14 protein-coding genes and 1 pseudogene are annotated in these 15,205 nt (G+C 41.2%); 13 read left to right on the top strand and 2 right to left on the bottom strand.

Annotated features, from left to right (window positions below):
- Positions 1-11: 11 nt before the first annotated feature.
- The 9 genes from der to greA all read left to right on the top strand — a co-directional run bounded on the left by der (position 12) and on the right by greA (position 10,236).
- Entirely contained in the window at positions 12-1,322 is a 1,311-nt protein-coding gene (der, locus tag D8785_RS02960; RefSeq protein ID WP_023024130.1) for a ribosome biogenesis GTPase Der, read from the top strand.
- A gap of 115 nt (positions 1,323-1,437) precedes the next feature.
- A complete protein-coding gene (locus tag D8785_RS02955) occupies positions 1,438-1,752 on the top strand; it encodes a hypothetical protein (RefSeq protein WP_125374436.1) in 315 nt (104 codons plus the stop codon).
- Positions 1,753-1,897: 145 nt separating this feature from the next.
- The gene (locus D8785_RS02950; protein WP_125374435.1) at positions 1,898-4,993 is read left to right on the top strand and encodes a DEAD/DEAH box helicase; all 3,096 of its coding nucleotides are present in this window, start codon (positions 1,898-1,900) and stop codon (positions 4,991-4,993) included.
- A 57-nt stretch (positions 4,994-5,050) separates the two neighbouring features.
- Positions 5,051-5,719, top strand: a complete 669-nt coding sequence (locus tag D8785_RS02945) for a cystathionine gamma-synthase (RefSeq protein WP_125374434.1) — start codon at positions 5,051-5,053, stop codon at positions 5,717-5,719.
- A gap of 14 nt (positions 5,720-5,733) precedes the next feature.
- Positions 5,734-7,068 carry a UDP-N-acetylmuramate--L-alanine ligase gene (gene murC, locus D8785_RS02940; protein WP_125374433.1) on the top strand — a complete coding sequence of 445 codons (1,335 nt, stop codon included), beginning with the start codon at positions 5,734-5,736 and terminating at the stop codon, positions 7,066-7,068.
- Positions 7,069-7,077: 9 nt separating this feature from the next.
- Positions 7,078-7,506: a GNAT family N-acetyltransferase gene (locus D8785_RS02935; protein WP_125374432.1), complete on the top strand. Its 429-nt coding sequence runs from the start codon at positions 7,078-7,080 to the stop codon at positions 7,504-7,506.
- A gap of 12 nt (positions 7,507-7,518) precedes the next feature.
- Positions 7,519-8,019, top strand: a complete 501-nt coding sequence (locus D8785_RS02930) for a GNAT family N-acetyltransferase (protein WP_125374431.1) — start codon at positions 7,519-7,521, stop codon at positions 8,017-8,019.
- A gap of 62 nt (positions 8,020-8,081) precedes the next feature.
- Entirely contained in the window at positions 8,082-9,692 is a 1,611-nt protein-coding gene (gene mltG / locus D8785_RS02925) for an endolytic transglycosylase MltG (protein ID WP_398575128.1), read from the top strand.
- A gap of 61 nt (positions 9,693-9,753) precedes the next feature.
- Positions 9,754-10,236 carry a transcription elongation factor GreA gene (gene greA / locus D8785_RS02920; RefSeq protein ID WP_125374429.1) on the top strand — a complete coding sequence of 161 codons (483 nt, stop codon included), beginning with the start codon at positions 9,754-9,756 and terminating at the stop codon, positions 10,234-10,236.
- 232 nt (positions 10,237-10,468) lie between these two features.
- Here greA and yidC read toward each other — a convergent pair whose 3' ends face one another.
- On the bottom strand, positions 10,469-11,407 hold the full coding sequence (yidC, locus tag D8785_RS02910) for a membrane protein insertase YidC (protein WP_125374428.1): 939 nt from the start codon (positions 11,405-11,407) through the stop codon (positions 10,469-10,471).
- Between the two features lie 79 nt (positions 11,408-11,486).
- The gene (locus tag D8785_RS02905) at positions 11,487-11,765 is read right to left on the bottom strand and encodes an acylphosphatase (RefSeq protein ID WP_125374427.1); all 279 of its coding nucleotides are present in this window, start codon (positions 11,763-11,765) and stop codon (positions 11,487-11,489) included.
- 73 nt (positions 11,766-11,838) lie between these two features.
- Here D8785_RS02905 and D8785_RS02900 point away from each other — a divergent pair, with 73 nt between their 5' ends.
- The 4 genes and pseudogenes from D8785_RS02900 (at position 11,839) to D8785_RS02885 (ending at position 15,151) form a co-directional block, all read left to right on the top strand.
- Positions 11,839-12,579, top strand: a complete 741-nt coding sequence (locus D8785_RS02900) for a TrmH family RNA methyltransferase (protein WP_125374426.1) — start codon at positions 11,839-11,841, stop codon at positions 12,577-12,579.
- Positions 12,580-12,640: 61 nt separating this feature from the next.
- Positions 12,641-13,105 (top strand): annotated as a pseudogene (locus D8785_RS02895) (HD domain-containing protein).
- Positions 13,106-13,134: 29 nt separating this feature from the next.
- Positions 13,135-13,821, top strand: coding sequence for a Bax inhibitor-1/YccA family protein (locus D8785_RS02890; protein ID WP_125374425.1), 687 nt, complete (start codon positions 13,135-13,137; stop codon positions 13,819-13,821).
- Positions 13,822-13,900: 79 nt separating this feature from the next.
- Positions 13,901-15,151 carry a diaminopimelate decarboxylase gene (locus tag D8785_RS02885; protein WP_125374424.1) on the top strand — a complete coding sequence of 417 codons (1,251 nt, stop codon included), beginning with the start codon at positions 13,901-13,903 and terminating at the stop codon, positions 15,149-15,151.
- The last annotated feature ends 54 nt before the right edge of the window (positions 15,152-15,205 follow it).

Below are 15,205 nucleotides of genomic sequence, written 5' to 3'. Positions count from 1 at the left end.
AAGAGGATACCATGGCTTTACCTACTGTTGCCATTGTAGGACGTCCTAATGTCGGGAAATCCACGCTCTTTAACCGGATTGCCGGTGAGCGGATCTCCATTGTCGAGGATGTCGAAGGAGTTACTCGGGACCGTATTTATGCAACGGCGGAGTGGCTCAACCACCAATTTAGTATTATCGATACTGGCGGGATTGATGACGTGGACGCACCTTTCATGGAGCAAATCAAGCACCAAGCTGAGATTGCCATGGATGAAGCCGACGTCATTGTCTTTGTAGTATCTGGAAAAGAAGGGATTACCGATGCGGATGAATATGTCGCTCGGATGCTCTACAAGACTCACAAACCAGTCATTTTAGCGGTCAATAAAGTGGATAATCCAGAGATGCGAAATGACATCTATGATTTCTACGCTCTTGGCCTGGGAGAACCCTTGCCAGTGTCATCTGTACACGGGATTGGTACAGGGGATATCTTGGATGCCATCGTTGAAAATCTTCCAACGGATCGTGAAGCAGAAAACCAAGACGTCATTAAGTTTAGTTTGATTGGTCGTCCAAATGTTGGAAAATCAAGCTTAATCAATGCCATCCTTGGAGAAGACCGCGTCATTGCTAGTCCTGTGGCTGGGACTACGCGAGATGCTATTGACACCCATTTCACGGATGCTGAAGGCCAAGAATATACTATGATTGATACTGCCGGAATGAGGAAATCTGGTAAGGTCTATGAAAATACAGAGAAATATTCTGTGATGCGGGCCATGCGGGCTATCGATCGTTCGGATGTGGTCTTGATGGTCTTAAATGCGGAAGAAGGGATTCGAGAGTACGATAAGCGGATTGCTGGATTTGCCCATGAAGCTGGAAAAGGGATGATTATTGTGGTCAATAAGTGGGATACCCTTGAAAAGGATAACCACACCATGAAGCAATGGGAAGATGATATTCGCGATCAATTCCAATATCTTTCTTATGCACCCATTATCTTTGTCTCTGCTTTGACAAAACAACGCTTGCACAAGTTGCCAGACATGATCAAGCAGATTAGTGAGAGCCAAAATACACGCATTCCTTCCGCTGTCTTAAACGATGTCATTATGGATGCTATTGCTATTAATCCGACACCGACAGATAAAGGAAAACGTCTGAAAATCTTCTATGCGACTCAGGTTGCTACCAAGCCACCAACTTTTGTGGTCTTTGTCAATGAAGAAGAGCTCATGCACTTTTCTTACCTACGTTTCTTGGAAAATCAAATTCGGAAAGCCTTTGTCTTTGAAGGGACCCCGATTCATTTGATCGCTCGGAAACGGAAGTAATAGATGTTTACTCCGAAAGAATGACTAATTCTAGGAGAAGAAGCCATCCTTTATGGGGTGCTTCTTTTTTTACTGGCGAAGTGATACAATAGAAGTGGAGGTGAGGAGAATGAAGATGATCATCATTGGGGTGATGTTTTTACCATTTTTCTATTATCATAGTTGGAAAGATCGCCCTCATCTAAATCATTCTTCTTTTTGGAAGAGCTATATATTTTTCTGGCTCTATTTACGACTTCTTCTTATTATTTCAATCCTTGGGCTTGGGATGATAGGTCTTGGCTTAGTCAGTATACAGAAGATAGCGTTCAGTATTGGCTTCCTAATCCTCTCTATCTTAGGCTTGCTCTTGTATTCTTTCTTCCTCTTTGACATTTATCGGGGAATAAGGACATTAACACAACTAAAAATGAAAGTTATAGACACATAAAAAGAGGGGGAACCCTCTTTTTTTGCTAGTCCTATTTCAAAAATTCTCAGGCTGTTTATGACTGTATTCTTTACAATTCTTTGTCTTCTTTTTCTATTTTAGAGGGGATATGTTATAATAAAGAGATAAATATAAGGTGGTAAATATGGCAAAATTAATTCCTGGGAAAATCCGTTCAGAAGGAATCCTTCTCTATGAAAACGGGAAAGTATCCCTACAGGAAATGAAGAATCAGTACCTCTATTTCAGAATTGACAATGATTCCCTCCGGTATAGTCTTGATGATCAAGCAATCTTTTGTAGTTGTGAGTTTTTCCAGAAGAAAAAATTCTGTGTGCACTTAGCCGCAGGAGAAGCCTTTTTAAAAAATGATGAAGAAGGGAAGGAACTCTTGCTTGGTTTGGAGCAAGATGCAACAGAAAGTCAAGAAACAAAGGAAAAAGTATCTTTTGGAAGTTTGTTTTTAGATCAGGTCCTGCCAAAGATTGAAAGCAAAGAGGTCCGTTTTGGGCTCTCAGCGACCGGTCATGTAGACGACTATTCTGGTCAGTTTTTGTGGACCCTTCGTATCTATCGCAGACCGGATGAGAGAACGTATGTAGTGCGGGATGTTGTGGCATTTTTGCAAGCTATCAGAAAACAGTCCCATTTTCCGATTGGGAAAAGTTATTATGAGCCGATTTCCTACGCAGCCTTTGACCCTGAAAGTCGTGCCTTGATACGATTTTTAGAAGGCTTATTATCGGGGGATCCGGTACATGATGTTCTCTTCTTTCCAAATGGAGGCCGTCACCTTTACTTTCCAATGAGCTTCTTTGAAGAAGCTGTACAATTATTAATGGATCTACCGTCTTTTATCCTTGAAGTCGGGATGGATGCCTATCAGGAAGTTTTCTTTCAAGAACTCCAGGAAGATTCGGGCTTGTTTTCTTTCCAAGTCGTGGAAATGAAGGAGTTTATCGAACTACAGGTCCAAGTGTCTTCCTATAAAATGGTGGAAGGTCGCTTTCTTTTGGCAAATGGCCATTTTTACCAAATCTCGCCACTTCAAAATATTTTGATTGAGGCGGTTCAGAGTTTACCCCTATCCAGTGATCAGAAGAGACATGTTCAGTTTGATTTGTCGGATCAGACCAAATTGACCTATAGCTTAGAGCAATTCAGGAAAATTGGTGAGGTGAAAGCACCAAGTAACTTCTATATTCATGATTTTCAACCTCACTTTACTTTCGATTTATCTGAACAGGGAGAAGTGTTGTTAGAAGTGGCTTTTGTCTACGAGGACCGTATCGTTCGTTCTGAACAAGATCTCAAGGATCTACCTTATTCCAGTAACTTTGATAAGGAACGTATGGTTTTTGAAACCATTTTGGCAGCTGGTTTTACCAAACACTTTCAAACCAAACGGTCTCCTCTTCTTCCTAAACAAATCTATCCTTTCTTTCAGCAAACTCTTCCATTATTTGAACAACTAGGAGAGGTAGAAGTTTCGGAGAAATTGTTGGATTTGTATCAGGTGGAGAAGCCCAAGATTGACATTCAAACCAGTGGACGACTGCTTGAAATTGGTTTTGAATTTGACTCCATTGATCCTTCTGAAGTTGACCAAGTCATGAGTGCCTTAATCGAGAAGAATGACTATTACATTAGTCAAACAGGAAAGGTCCTTATCTTTGATGAAGAAACCAAGCGGATCAGTCAGACCTTATTGAATCTTCGCGCAAAGAAGACAAAAACAGGTCAGTTGCAAACCAATCGTATTGCAGCTTTCCAGCTCTCCCAGTTATTTGAGACAGCTGACAATGTCCAATTTTCTGAAGAATTTCGTCATTTGGCTCATGATTTGATTCATCCAGAGCAATTTCCATTAGGTAAGCTACAAGTTACAGCTAAACTACGAGATTATCAGGAAGTAGGAGTCCGCTGGCTATCCATGCTCAATCACTACGGCTTTGGGGGGATCTTGGCAGATGATATGGGACTTGGAAAGACACTCCAGACCATTGCCTTTCTCTCGAGTGTTGCGACAGCAGATTCTAAGATTTTGATTTTAGCTCCATCTAGTTTAATCTATAATTGGAAAGAGGAGTTCGAAAAGTTTGCCCCACAAATGAAAGTGGAGGTCATATATGGACTTAAAGCAAATCGCGACGAGATTATTGCAAGCAATCCTCAGGTAGCTATTACCAGTTACGCTTCCTTCCGTCAGGACGTAGAGCAATACGAAAAAAATCAGTACCAATACTTAATCTTGGATGAAGCGCAGGTCATGAAAAATTCCCAAACCAAGATTGCTCAATACTTACGGAAATTCGATGTTCCTCATACCTTTGCTTTGTCGGGAACACCAATTGAAAACCATGTGGAGGAACTCTGGTCGATTTTCCAAATTGTTCTTCCAGGTTTATTTCCCGGTAAAAAAGAATTTAAACAATTGAGTCCAGAGACCATCTCTCAATACGTTAAGCCTTTTATCATGAGACGGAAAAAAAGTGAAGTCTTGCAGGAACTTCCGGATTTGATAGAGATGACCTATAAGAATGAATTGGCTGACGACCAAAAAACAATCTATTTAGCTCAGTTGAAGCAAATGCAAGATCGTATTCTAAGCTCTTCTGAAGAGGAACTTAATCGCAGTAAGATGGAAATCTTATCAGGCTTGATGCGTCTTCGTCAGATTTGTGATACGCCATCCCTCTTTTTAGAGGACTATGCTGGAGAAAGTGGGAAGCTAGATAGCCTTCGAGAACTGCTAGAACAGATCAAAGATGGCAACCAACGGGTTTTGATTTTCTCACAATTTAGAGGGATGTTAGATATCATTGAAAAAGAGTTGGATGCTCTGAAGATGACTTCTTTTAAAATTACAGGATCTACGCCAGCTAATGAACGCCAAGACATGACCAATGCCTTTAACTCTGGTCAAGGGGATGCCTTTCTCATTTCCTTGAAAGCAGGTGGAGTTGGTTTGAATTTGACAGGTGCGGACACGGTTATTCTAGTTGACCTATGGTGGAACCCTGCAGTAGAAGATCAAGCCATTGGCCGCGCCCATCGAATGGGACAAGATAAGAATGTTGAGGTCTATCGGATGATTACTCGAGGGACCATTGAAGAAAAAATACAAGAACTCCAGACCAGCAAACGTCATTTAGTTTCTACCATATTAGATGGTACCGAAACGCGCTCCAGTCTTTCTATTGAAGAAATTCGGGAAATTTTGGGTATTTCGGTGGAATAACTTGAAAAATAAAATGAATAGTTTATAATTAATGAAGTGTCGAAAGGAAGATAAAGGATGACGGATAAGCTTTTCCCTCAAGTAGCAGATGATGAACTGATGCTAACTCAAATGCCCCATATGAATTTATATGATGATGGGGACTTCATTAGTAATATTCTTGGGGAGTATACAGACAAAAATTATTTAGAATGGGAGCCGATTGCGACCGGAAAAGTAGCAGAGCAACCCTATCAAAAAAACCTAAAAAAATCCCTTCAAAAACCATTTGAAGTGCCCAAATCAAGAAGGCAGCCAATGGCTCCGGATTTCAAAGAGCCTGTTGATAAAAAGAGCCCGGCGAATCGCTATGCAGAAGAGGCGCGTGAAGCAGCGCGAGCTGATTTGAAAAAGAAGCGAACGGCTCCTTATTTAACAGCAGATATTGCCTCTAAACCCAATCGGAAAAAATTCACCCCTTCTTTCATACCAAAAGTGAAGCCAACAGCTCCTTTTCAAAAAGAAAATCCAGGTGAATTAATCAAATATGGCGAGCGATTGAAACAAGAGCAATTGATTCTTTTAGAGGGGGCTGAGGAACTTCCAGTTCAAGAATCTCATCAAGAAGAGAAACCAAAAAAGAATAATTATGATTTTTTGAAAAAGAGCCAAATCTATAACAAGAATCAACAGAACATTTCAACAAAAACCATTAAACAAGAACTCAATGTGACCAATCTGGACTAGCAGGAGGAGAAACTATGTCAAAAGTATTTCATTTTATCGGAATAAAAGGAGCTGGAATGAGTGCCTTGGCACTGATGCTTCATCAGATGGGACACACTGTACAAGGATCTGATGTAGAGAAATATTACTTTACACAAAGAGGTCTGGAGCAAGCAGGGATTACCATTTTACCATTCAGCGAGGAAAATCTTACGGGTGATCAAATCCTCATTGCTGGGAATGCCTTTAAACCTGAGAATAACGTAGAGATTGCTTATGCAGATGCGCAAGGCTATACCTATCAACGCTACCATGAATTCTTGGGTGAATTTATGCGTGATTTTGTCAGCATGGGAGTAGCAGGAGCTCACGGGAAAACTTCTACTACAGGGATTTTGTCCCATGTCTTGTCTAATATCACAGATACCAGCTATTTGATTGGTGATGGAACTGGCCGTGGTTCCAAAGGTGCTAAGTACTTTGTCTTTGAATCAGACGAGTACGAACGTCACTTTATGCCTTACCACCCAGAGTATTCGATTATCACCAATATTGACTTTGACCATCCTGACTACTTTACTGGCCTAGAAGATGTCTTTAATGCCTTCAATGATTATGCCAAACAAATCTCCAAAGCCTTGTTCATCTATGGGGAAGATCCTGAGCTTCGTCGGATTACAGCTAATGCCCCAATCTATTACTATGGCTTTGAAGAAGAGGGCAATGATTTTGTAGCCAGTGATCTCTTGCGTTCTACTACTGGATCAACCTTTACTGTTCACTTCCGTGGAGAAGATTTGGGACAATTCCAAATCCCATCCTTCGGACGTCACAATATCATGAATGCTACAGCGGTCGTTGGTTTGCTTTATATCGCTGGATTCGATCTTGATTTAGTTCGGGAACACTTAAAAACATTTGGCGGGGTCAAACGTCGCTTTACAGAAAAGATTGTCAACGATACCGTCATCATTGATGACTTTGCCCACCATCCAACTGAAATCATTGCTACTTTGGATGCGGCACGTCAAAAGTATCCAAGTAAGGAAATCGTGGCGGTCTTCCAACCTCATACCTTTACTCGGACGATTGCTCTCTTGGATGAATTTGCGGATGCCTTGAACCAGGCCGATGCAGTTTACTTGGCACAGATTTATGGATCAGCCCGTGAAGTGGATCATGGGGATGTAAAAGTGGAAGATCTAGAAGCGAAAATCATCAAGAAATCAGGTGTGATTACAGCTGAAAACGTTTCTCCACTCTTGGATCATGACAATGCTGTCTATGTCTTCATGGGAGCAGGAGATATCCAGACCTATGAATATTCATTTGAACGTTTACTTGGGAACTTGACCAATAACGTTCAATAAGGAGATACCATGCAACCAAACCTTAGGATTCGGTTTGCTAAAGAAATTGATTGGGATGAGATCGAACAGATCACGTCCCAAAATTTTTCTTTTCAAAGTGCTAAACGACAAGAACTGAACGGATTCAGGACCCTGGTCTTGGAATTTGAAGAGCAAGTGATTGGGAGTTGCCTGATTCAAACAGAGGATCAGCTCGAAAATCCCTCTTTAAAATTATTGTGGTTGGAAATTCTTCCAGACTTTAGAAAACAAGGTTTTGGTACCTTGTTACTGGCCTCACTCAAGTCTCTTGTAGCTCAAGAATCCTTGTTAGGAATTCATGTGCTCTGCCAGGAAGAACTGATTCCGTATTTTGAAATGAATGATTTCCAACTAGAGATAGGGGATAAGGAAGAAGGAGTGGAGGGCTATCACCTAATGTGGCACCTATCCCTATAGAAAGGAAGAAAAATGAACATTCGTCGTGCAACTATGAAGGATTTAGAAGCCATCGTTGCCATAGAACTGGAAAATTTTAGTCCAGAAGAAGCAATAGATGAGACAGTGCTTGCCAAACATATCGAATCGTTTCATAATAGCTTTTTAGTGGCTGAAAAGGGTGGCCAGCTCCTAGGCTATCTAGAAGGACCAGTTACTCAAAAGAGATATGTGGATGACCGCTCTTTTACAGTGGATGTAAGGGATGAGTCGCATCTACCAGGAGGTTTTATTACCATTACGAGTCTTTCGATAGCTCAGTCCGCGCAAGGCTTAGGGGTTGGGAAAGCCCTGCTTGAGACCATGAAGAATCTTGCTTTAGAGGAAGGACGCGAAGGGGTTAGCTTGACCTGTCATGATTACTTGATTGAGTATTATGAAAGGAACGGCTTTGTAAATGAAGGTCGCTCGGCCTCTACTTATGCTGGGGAAGTCTGGTACGATTTAGTATGGGAGGTCCCATCAAGTAAGTGATCAATAGGATTTGAGGGGCTCAAGCCTCGTTCCTATTGCTTTTCTATCCCTTTTAAGATATAATATTAAGGATTATGACAAGGGGGGTCAAGTATTTGACTGATAACCAACAAGAGAATGAAAAATTATTAAGCTTTAAAGAGCGGATTCTCCGTGATCTTGAAGAAGCGAATAAGCAGATTGTACAGGTTGAAAAAGAATATGACTTACCTGTTCAAGAAATCTCTAGTCCAGAAAACAAAGAAGGCGAGACGGAAGGACCGCTTCCTGAACTTGTGTCAGAAGAGACTGGGGTTCAGGACAAAGTAGCAATTTCAGAGGAAGCAGAAGTTTCAGAAGTGCCAGAAGTTACGGAAATTCCCGATCTTCAAGGTATAGAAGAAGAGACTCAAGAAGAAACACCTCTTCCAGTGCAAGAGCCAACTCGACGATCAGAAATCTCAAGTCAGCCAGTTGTTGCTTCGAGAAAAGAAAAACCGGTATCTAGTGTTTCGCGCAAGGATCGTGACCAACGTGTTCAGAAAAAGAAAAAACAGAATACTATTGCTAAACGGATCGTCTTAACGGTTCTAGGAATTCTTTTTGTCTTAATGGTTGCAACTGGAATTTTCGCAGTGACCTATGTCAAATCTAACTTAAATGCAATAGATACCAAGTCTACAGAGTTTGTAACCGTTGAAATTCCTGCTGGATCTAGCAATCGTGAAATTGGGACTATCTTGGAGAAAAAAGGCTTGATTAAGAATGGTCAGTTCTTCAACTATTACACCAAGTTTAAGAATTATGGAAACTTCCAATCCGGTTATTTCAATTTACAAAAGAGTATGGATCTAGATACCATTATTCAAAAATTGCAAGAGCAAGGAACCAAAACTCCGGAACCACCGGTCTTAGGAAAAATTACGATTCCTGAGGGCTACACGATTGATCAAATCGCGCAAGTGGTTTCTGTGGATGCTAGTTCCAAATCTGGAGCTAAGACTCCATATACGCAAGAAGAATTCTTAAAAGTAATCCAAGATGATGCTTTTATTGAAAAGATGGTAGCCAAATATCCTAAGTTACTAGCAACCTTACCGTCTAAAGAAAGTGGCGTACGCTATCGCTTAGAGGGCTATCTCTTCCCAGCTACTTACGGCTATGGAAAAGATAGCAAAATGGAAGATCTTGTGGACCAGATGTTAGCTGCAATGAACCAAAATCTTTCAGCCTACTATGACACTATGGAAGCTAAAAATATTGATGTCAATGAGGCATTGACACTGGCTTCTTTAATTGAAAAAGAAGGCGCTACAGATAAAGACCGCAAGGATATTGCCAGTGTCTTTTATAACCGTTTGAACCAAGATATGCCTCTTCAAAGTAATATTGCCATCTTGTACGCACAAGGTCAATTAGGCAAGAAGACGACTCTGAAAGAAGATGCAACGATTGACACCAATATTGATTCACCTTATAATATCTACAAGAATACTGGTTTGATGCCTGGTCCAGTAGATAGTCCAGGGCTATCTGCTATTGAAGCAGCCGTCAACCCAAGCAAGACAGACTACCTCTACTTTGTCGCAAATGTAGAGACAGGGGAAGTCTATTTTGCGAAAACTTTTGAGGAACACACTAAAAACGTGGAAGAACACGTGAATAGCAAATTAACAGAAAGCAGCTCAAACTAAGGAGGATGTGGCATGCCACACCTTTTTAGTTCGAAAAAAATAATAGAAAAGAGAAATAAATATGGCAGAAAAAACCTATCCAATGACCCTTGCTGAAAAGCAAAAGTTAGAACTTGAATTAGAAGAATTGAAATTAGTTCGTCGTCCAGAAGTTGTAGAGCGGATTAAAATTGCTCGTTCATACGGGGACCTTTCGGAAAACAGTGAATACGAAGCAGCTAAAGACGAACAGGCTTTTGTTGAAGGGCAAATCTCCAGCCTAGAAACAAAGATTCGCTATGCTGAAATTGTAGATAGTGATGCAGTCGCTGTTGATGAAGTAGCGATCGGAAAAACAGTTACCGTGCAAGAAATTGGTGAAGACGAAGAAGATGTCTACATCATTGTTGGTTCAGCTGGAGCGGATGCTTTTGCTGGTAAGATCTCAAATGAAAGTCCAATTGGTCATGCCTTAATTGGTAAGAAAACGGGGGATACTGTGACGATTGAAACTCCAGCAGGAAGCTACCAAGTAAAAATCGTGAACGTTGAAAAAACAGAATAAAAAGAGAGTGGGACAGAAATCGGTCATTCGTTAGAATTCGATTTCGTCGTCCCACCTCCGCACAGTTGAGTAGGGGTGTAAAAGCTGATGAAATCAGCCTAGTAGAGCCCACTCAACCACTGCGTCTTGCTCGACAATCCAAAGACAATTGAGAGGCTAGGACTTTTGTCCCAGCCTCGTTTTTTATAGTAATGGAAAAGGCCGAGATATTATCTCGGCCTATTTGTATGTATTAGTTACGGTTGCGTTGTTTTCCAGCGTTTCGTTTTTTGTTTCCGTTAGTTGGAAGGGAACGTTGAGCCTTGGCTGGATTGGTAGGTGTGATATCTTTTTTTACGCGACGTCCATTGGAAGCTGGAGCTTTTGGAGGATTGTTTTTATATTCCTCTGCAACTTGTTTCCGCAATCTTGGACGGATGAGGTAGTTGATGACAAATTGTTGAATAATCTGTACAAAACCACCGACTACCCAGTAGAGGGTTACACCAGCTGGTGCCATCAAAGAGAAGACAGCAATCATAATAGGACTCATAAGAGCTGTTTTCTTCATGGTTTCTCTTTGGTTTTCATCTTCGATACCATGGAGAGAAAGCATACTTTGAATGTAGTAAAGAACAGCAACAACGAGGGTCAAAGCCAGGCTTTTTGAACCGAGACCAATGCCAAGGAATGAGTCCTTGCTGATACCCGGAGTGTATTGAGCTGCAAAATAAAGGGCTGAGAAGAATGGCATTTGAATCAACAAAGGCAGACATCCAATACCACCGAATGGGCTGACGCCGTTTTCTTTTTGGGCATTCATCAATTCAGAATTGGCAAGTAGTTTTTCTTCTTGAGTCTCTGCATTTTTAATACGTTCTTGAATCGGTGCAAAGATCGGTTTGAGGTAGTTCATCTTTTCTGATTGGTAGGTTGCCTTCCAAGATTGATAAATACCTAGAGGGAAGATGATGATTCGAACGATTACGGTTACTAAGATAATCCCTAAACCAAAGCCAAGCCCAAGATCTGTCGCAAAGAAATTGATGGCTTCTCCCATTGGTTTTCCAATGAGATTCCAGACGAAACCGGTCGGTTGTTTGGTCGTCTTGTCAATGCTGACACATCCCGTTAAGAGGAGGAGGGCAGACAAGCTGAGGGCTGCAAGTAGATAACGTTTATATTTTTTCACGAGTTTTTTATCCTTTAATTTTAAATAATACCTTTCTATTCTACTGTTTTTTTATCAAATTAACAATAGTTCTTAAGACTTAATTTGAAATTTTAAAATCTTTGTAGGGTTCGAAGTTCGCCAGATGGACGTCTAGATAAGAAACCTTGGAAAAAGGAGTCGGACCTTTTCGTATTTCTTGGATAAATTTGGCCATGAGGGTATTGTCTTCGCAGGCGGCAAGGATAGTAACTGTGCCGTCATCATTATTCCAGACCCGACCTGTAATACCTCCGATTTCTAGTGCTAAGCTATAAACTCCCCAGCGGAAGCCAACACCTTGAACCCGTCCTTGGGCCGTCATTTTAACTTTTTGCATGCTTGTCCTCCTTGTGCTTGAATTCCTACTCAGGACGGAGAAGCTCCTCCTGTGAATGTGGTATAATAGTCTTATGAATATTATAACCTCTAAGTCCAATAATGGGATTAAAAAAGTTAAAAAACTTCATCAAAAAAAATACCGAACCGACTCCTACCTCATCGAAGGGTGGCATCTCTATGAAGAAGCTGTCAATCATCAGGTTCCGATTGAACAAGTCTTTGTTCTGGAAGAATTCGTAGATAAGATCAAGATAGATGCGAAGGTGACCATCGTATCTCCTGAAGTTTTAGCAGAAATTTCTGATTCAAAAAGTCCTCAAGGAATTGTGGCTGAAGTCAAGATAAATCCGATTCATCATCTTCAGCTGACCCAAGGACGGTATTTGTTGCTAGAGGATGTACAAGATCCAGGCAATGTTGGAACCATGATTCGGACTGCTGATGCAGCAGGCTTTGATGGGGTGCTTTTAACCGATCAATCTGCGGATTTGTATAATATGAAAACCTTGCGCTCCATGCAGGGAAGTCATTTTCATCTTCCTGTTATCCGTTTAAACAAAGAGCAACTCTTGAAAGGTATTAAAGAGAGCCAGCTCCCCATCTATGCGACCACCTTATCCAAGGACTCCGTTGACTATAAGAAAGTGGAAAAAGTCCCTGCTTTTGTATTAGTTATGGGCAATGAGGGCCAAGGTATCAGTTCAGAGATGGCTGAGAAAGCAGATCAGCTGATTCATATCTCGATGCCGGGTCAAGCAGAAAGTCTGAATGTCGCAGTTGCAGCAGGGATTTTGATGTTTTCTATGATTTAAGAAGAGTGAGCTAGTCAGATTTAAGGAGGTGAGACTCGTGTATCGGAAAGATAAAGAATATATGGCTGAAGTGGGACATTTGATTCAACACCCAAAACTTCAAAAATTAAAGGAAATTCCGCATCATATTCACTCCAATCGTTTGGAGCATTCTATTCATGTTAGCTACACCAGTTACTGTATTTCTAAGAAGATGGGCTGGGATACCAAAAGTACAGCGAGGTGAGCTCTTCTGCACGATCTTTTTTACTATGATTGGCGTCAAGTCAAATTCAATAAGAGCCATGCTTGGGTGCATCCACGAATAGCTGTACGAAATGCAAAAAAGATAACAAGCCTCAATAAAAAAGAAGAGGATATCATCCTCAAACATATGTGGGGATTGACGCTTGCTCCACCACGTTACAAAGAATCTTTCCTTGTGACCATGGTCGATAAGTACTGGGCTATCAAAGAAGCCTCAGAACCAATGAGAAAAAAGTGGTCAAAGAGGAGACTTTTCCATCGAAAAATGTTAAAATCATAATAATTTAAGTTTGAAAGGAATGATTGATCATGAATCAACAAACCGTTATCCACGAACAAAGTGGCCTTAATAGCTTTTATAGCAAAATTTATTCTCTCGTCGGAGTTGGAGTTGGAATCTCAGCTGTTGTATCAGCTTTGATGATGACCCTTTTCCAAGAAACCTTCATGTATATTCTAATTCAGGCTCCATGGGTCTACTATATTGCCATTGCCGTTGAATTGATTTTAGTCCTTGTCGCTTCTAGACAATCGGTGAAAAACAATCCCATGGCCTTGCCTCTCTTTTTAACCTATTCCGCTTTGAATGGCTTTACCTTGAGTTTTATCATTGCTCGCTATGCTCAAGCGACAGTCTATAAAGCTTTTGTAGTCAGTGCCTTGATGTTCTTCATCATGTCAGCGATTGGTCGTGTAACTAAAAAAGATTTATCTACAATGGGCCGAGCATTTATGGGAGCCTTGATTGGTATTATCATTGCTTCGATTGCGAATATTTTCTTACGAAGCTCTGGTATGGATTATGTCCTTAGCATTCTTTGTGTGATTATCTTTGCAGGTTTGACTGCTTGGGATAACCAAAAGATTCGTTATGTCTATGAACAATCCAATGGTCAGCCAACAAATGGATGGGTTGTTGCCTTGGCTTTGGAACTCTACCTTGACTTCATCAACTTGTTTATCAATATCTTACGTATTTTTGGACGCAATGATTAATAGAAAGAGCCGGGGAACCGGCTTTTTTTGTTGGAAAACTTATGATATACTAAAGAAAATTGGAAAAGAGAATCTTCAAATGAAACGTCCATTTATTAGCAGAGAGAAATTAAAACAAATTACTGAAACTTATCCAACTCCCTTTCACCTATATGATGAAGCTGGGATCCGGCAAACAGCTCGTGCCCTTCATCAAGCTTTTTCTTGGAACCCAGGATTCAAGGAATACTTTGCTATCAAAGCAACTCCTAATCCAGCCATCCTAAAAATTCTCAAAGAAGAAGGATGTGGCGTGGATTGTGCTAGCTATGTGGAATTGTTGATGGCACAAAAATTAGGATTTACGGACCAAGAGATTATGTTTTCTTCGAATAATACGCCGGCTGAAGAGATGGTCTTTGCCCGTCAACTAGGAGCAACTATCAACTTGGATGCCTACGAAGACGTAGCTTTCTTACAGTCTGTTGCAACTCTACCGGAGGTTATCTCTTGCCGCTATAATCCAGGAGGGGTGTTTGAACTGGGAACGGATATCATGGATCACCCTGAGGAGGCTAAGTTCGGCATGACCAAGGAGCAATTGATCCAAGCCTTCCGTGAGTTAAAAGACTTGGGGGTTAAGCGCTTTGGAATCCATGCCCTCTTGGCTTCGAATACCGTCTCTAATGATTACTATCCAGAATTGGCTAAGCAATTATTCCAGTTGACTGTAGAAGTTGTTGAAAAGACAGGGGTGACTTTGGATTTTGTCAACCTTTCTGGAGGGGTTGGAGTGAACTACAAACCAGAAGACCAGCCGAATGACATCGCTGTGATTGGAGAGGGTGTCCGTCGTGCTTACGAGGCTATTTTAATCCCTGCCGGTTTAGATCAAGTGAACATCTATACGGAATTAGGCCGCTTCATGTTGGCACCACATGGCTTGTTAGTCACCCATGTCACCCATAAGAAACAGACTTATCGGACCTATCTAGGAGTGGATGCTTCGGCCGTCAACCTGCTCCGCCCTGCTATGTACGGGGCCTACCACCATATCACCAATCTCGATCGTCCAGATGGAGAGACAGAATTAGTAGACATTGTTGGTAGTTTGTGTGAAAACAATGATAAGTTTGCCAAGAATCGGGAATTTCCTGTCTCGGAGATTGGGGATCTCTTGGTCATCCATGATACAGGAGCGCATGGTTATTCCATGGGCTATCAGTACAACGCCAAGCTTCGATCTGCCGAGATTTTATTAGAAGAATCGGGCCAAACTCGTCTCATCCGACGGGCCGAAAAACCAGAGGATTACTTTGCAACATTGTATGGCTTTGACTTTGAAAAATAGGGCCTTTTTGGTATAATAGAAAATGTGTAAATATTGAATTTAGGAGAAAAACAC

The sequence above is a fragment of the Streptococcus australis genome (assembly GCF_003943615.1).
GTDB lineage: Bacteria > Bacillota > Bacilli > Lactobacillales > Streptococcaceae > Streptococcus > Streptococcus australis_C.
This window is presented reverse-complemented; position numbering and strand designations above follow the sequence as displayed.

What these genes read in the sequence shown, in the direction of transcription:
- D8785_RS02885 (WP_125374424.1), top strand. Translation starts at nt 13,901, where the DNA reads ATGAAACGTCCATTTATTAGCAGAGAGAAATTAAAACAAATTACTGAA.
- der (WP_023024130.1), top strand. Translation starts at nt 12, where the DNA reads ATGGCTTTACCTACTGTTGCCATTGTAGGACGTCCTAATGTCGGGAAA.
- D8785_RS02935 (WP_125374432.1), top strand. Translation starts at nt 7,078, where the DNA reads ATGCAACCAAACCTTAGGATTCGGTTTGCTAAAGAAATTGATTGGGAT.
- D8785_RS02955 (WP_125374436.1), top strand. Translation starts at nt 1,438, where the DNA reads ATGATCATCATTGGGGTGATGTTTTTACCATTTTTCTATTATCATAGT.
- D8785_RS02890 (WP_125374425.1), top strand. Translation starts at nt 13,135, where the DNA reads ATGAATCAACAAACCGTTATCCACGAACAAAGTGGCCTTAATAGCTTT.
- D8785_RS02945 (WP_125374434.1), top strand. Translation starts at nt 5,051, where the DNA reads ATGACGGATAAGCTTTTCCCTCAAGTAGCAGATGATGAACTGATGCTA.
- D8785_RS02930 (WP_125374431.1), top strand. Translation starts at nt 7,519, where the DNA reads ATGAACATTCGTCGTGCAACTATGAAGGATTTAGAAGCCATCGTTGCC.
- D8785_RS02905 (WP_125374427.1), bottom strand. Translation starts at nt 11,765, where the DNA reads ATGCAAAAAGTTAAAATGACGGCCCAAGGACGGGTTCAAGGTGTTGGC.
- D8785_RS02950 (WP_125374435.1), top strand. Translation starts at nt 1,898, where the DNA reads ATGGCAAAATTAATTCCTGGGAAAATCCGTTCAGAAGGAATCCTTCTC.
- murC (WP_125374433.1), top strand. Translation starts at nt 5,734, where the DNA reads ATGTCAAAAGTATTTCATTTTATCGGAATAAAAGGAGCTGGAATGAGT.
- D8785_RS02900 (WP_125374426.1), top strand. Translation starts at nt 11,839, where the DNA reads ATGAATATTATAACCTCTAAGTCCAATAATGGGATTAAAAAAGTTAAA.
- greA (WP_125374429.1), top strand. Translation starts at nt 9,754, where the DNA reads ATGGCAGAAAAAACCTATCCAATGACCCTTGCTGAAAAGCAAAAGTTA.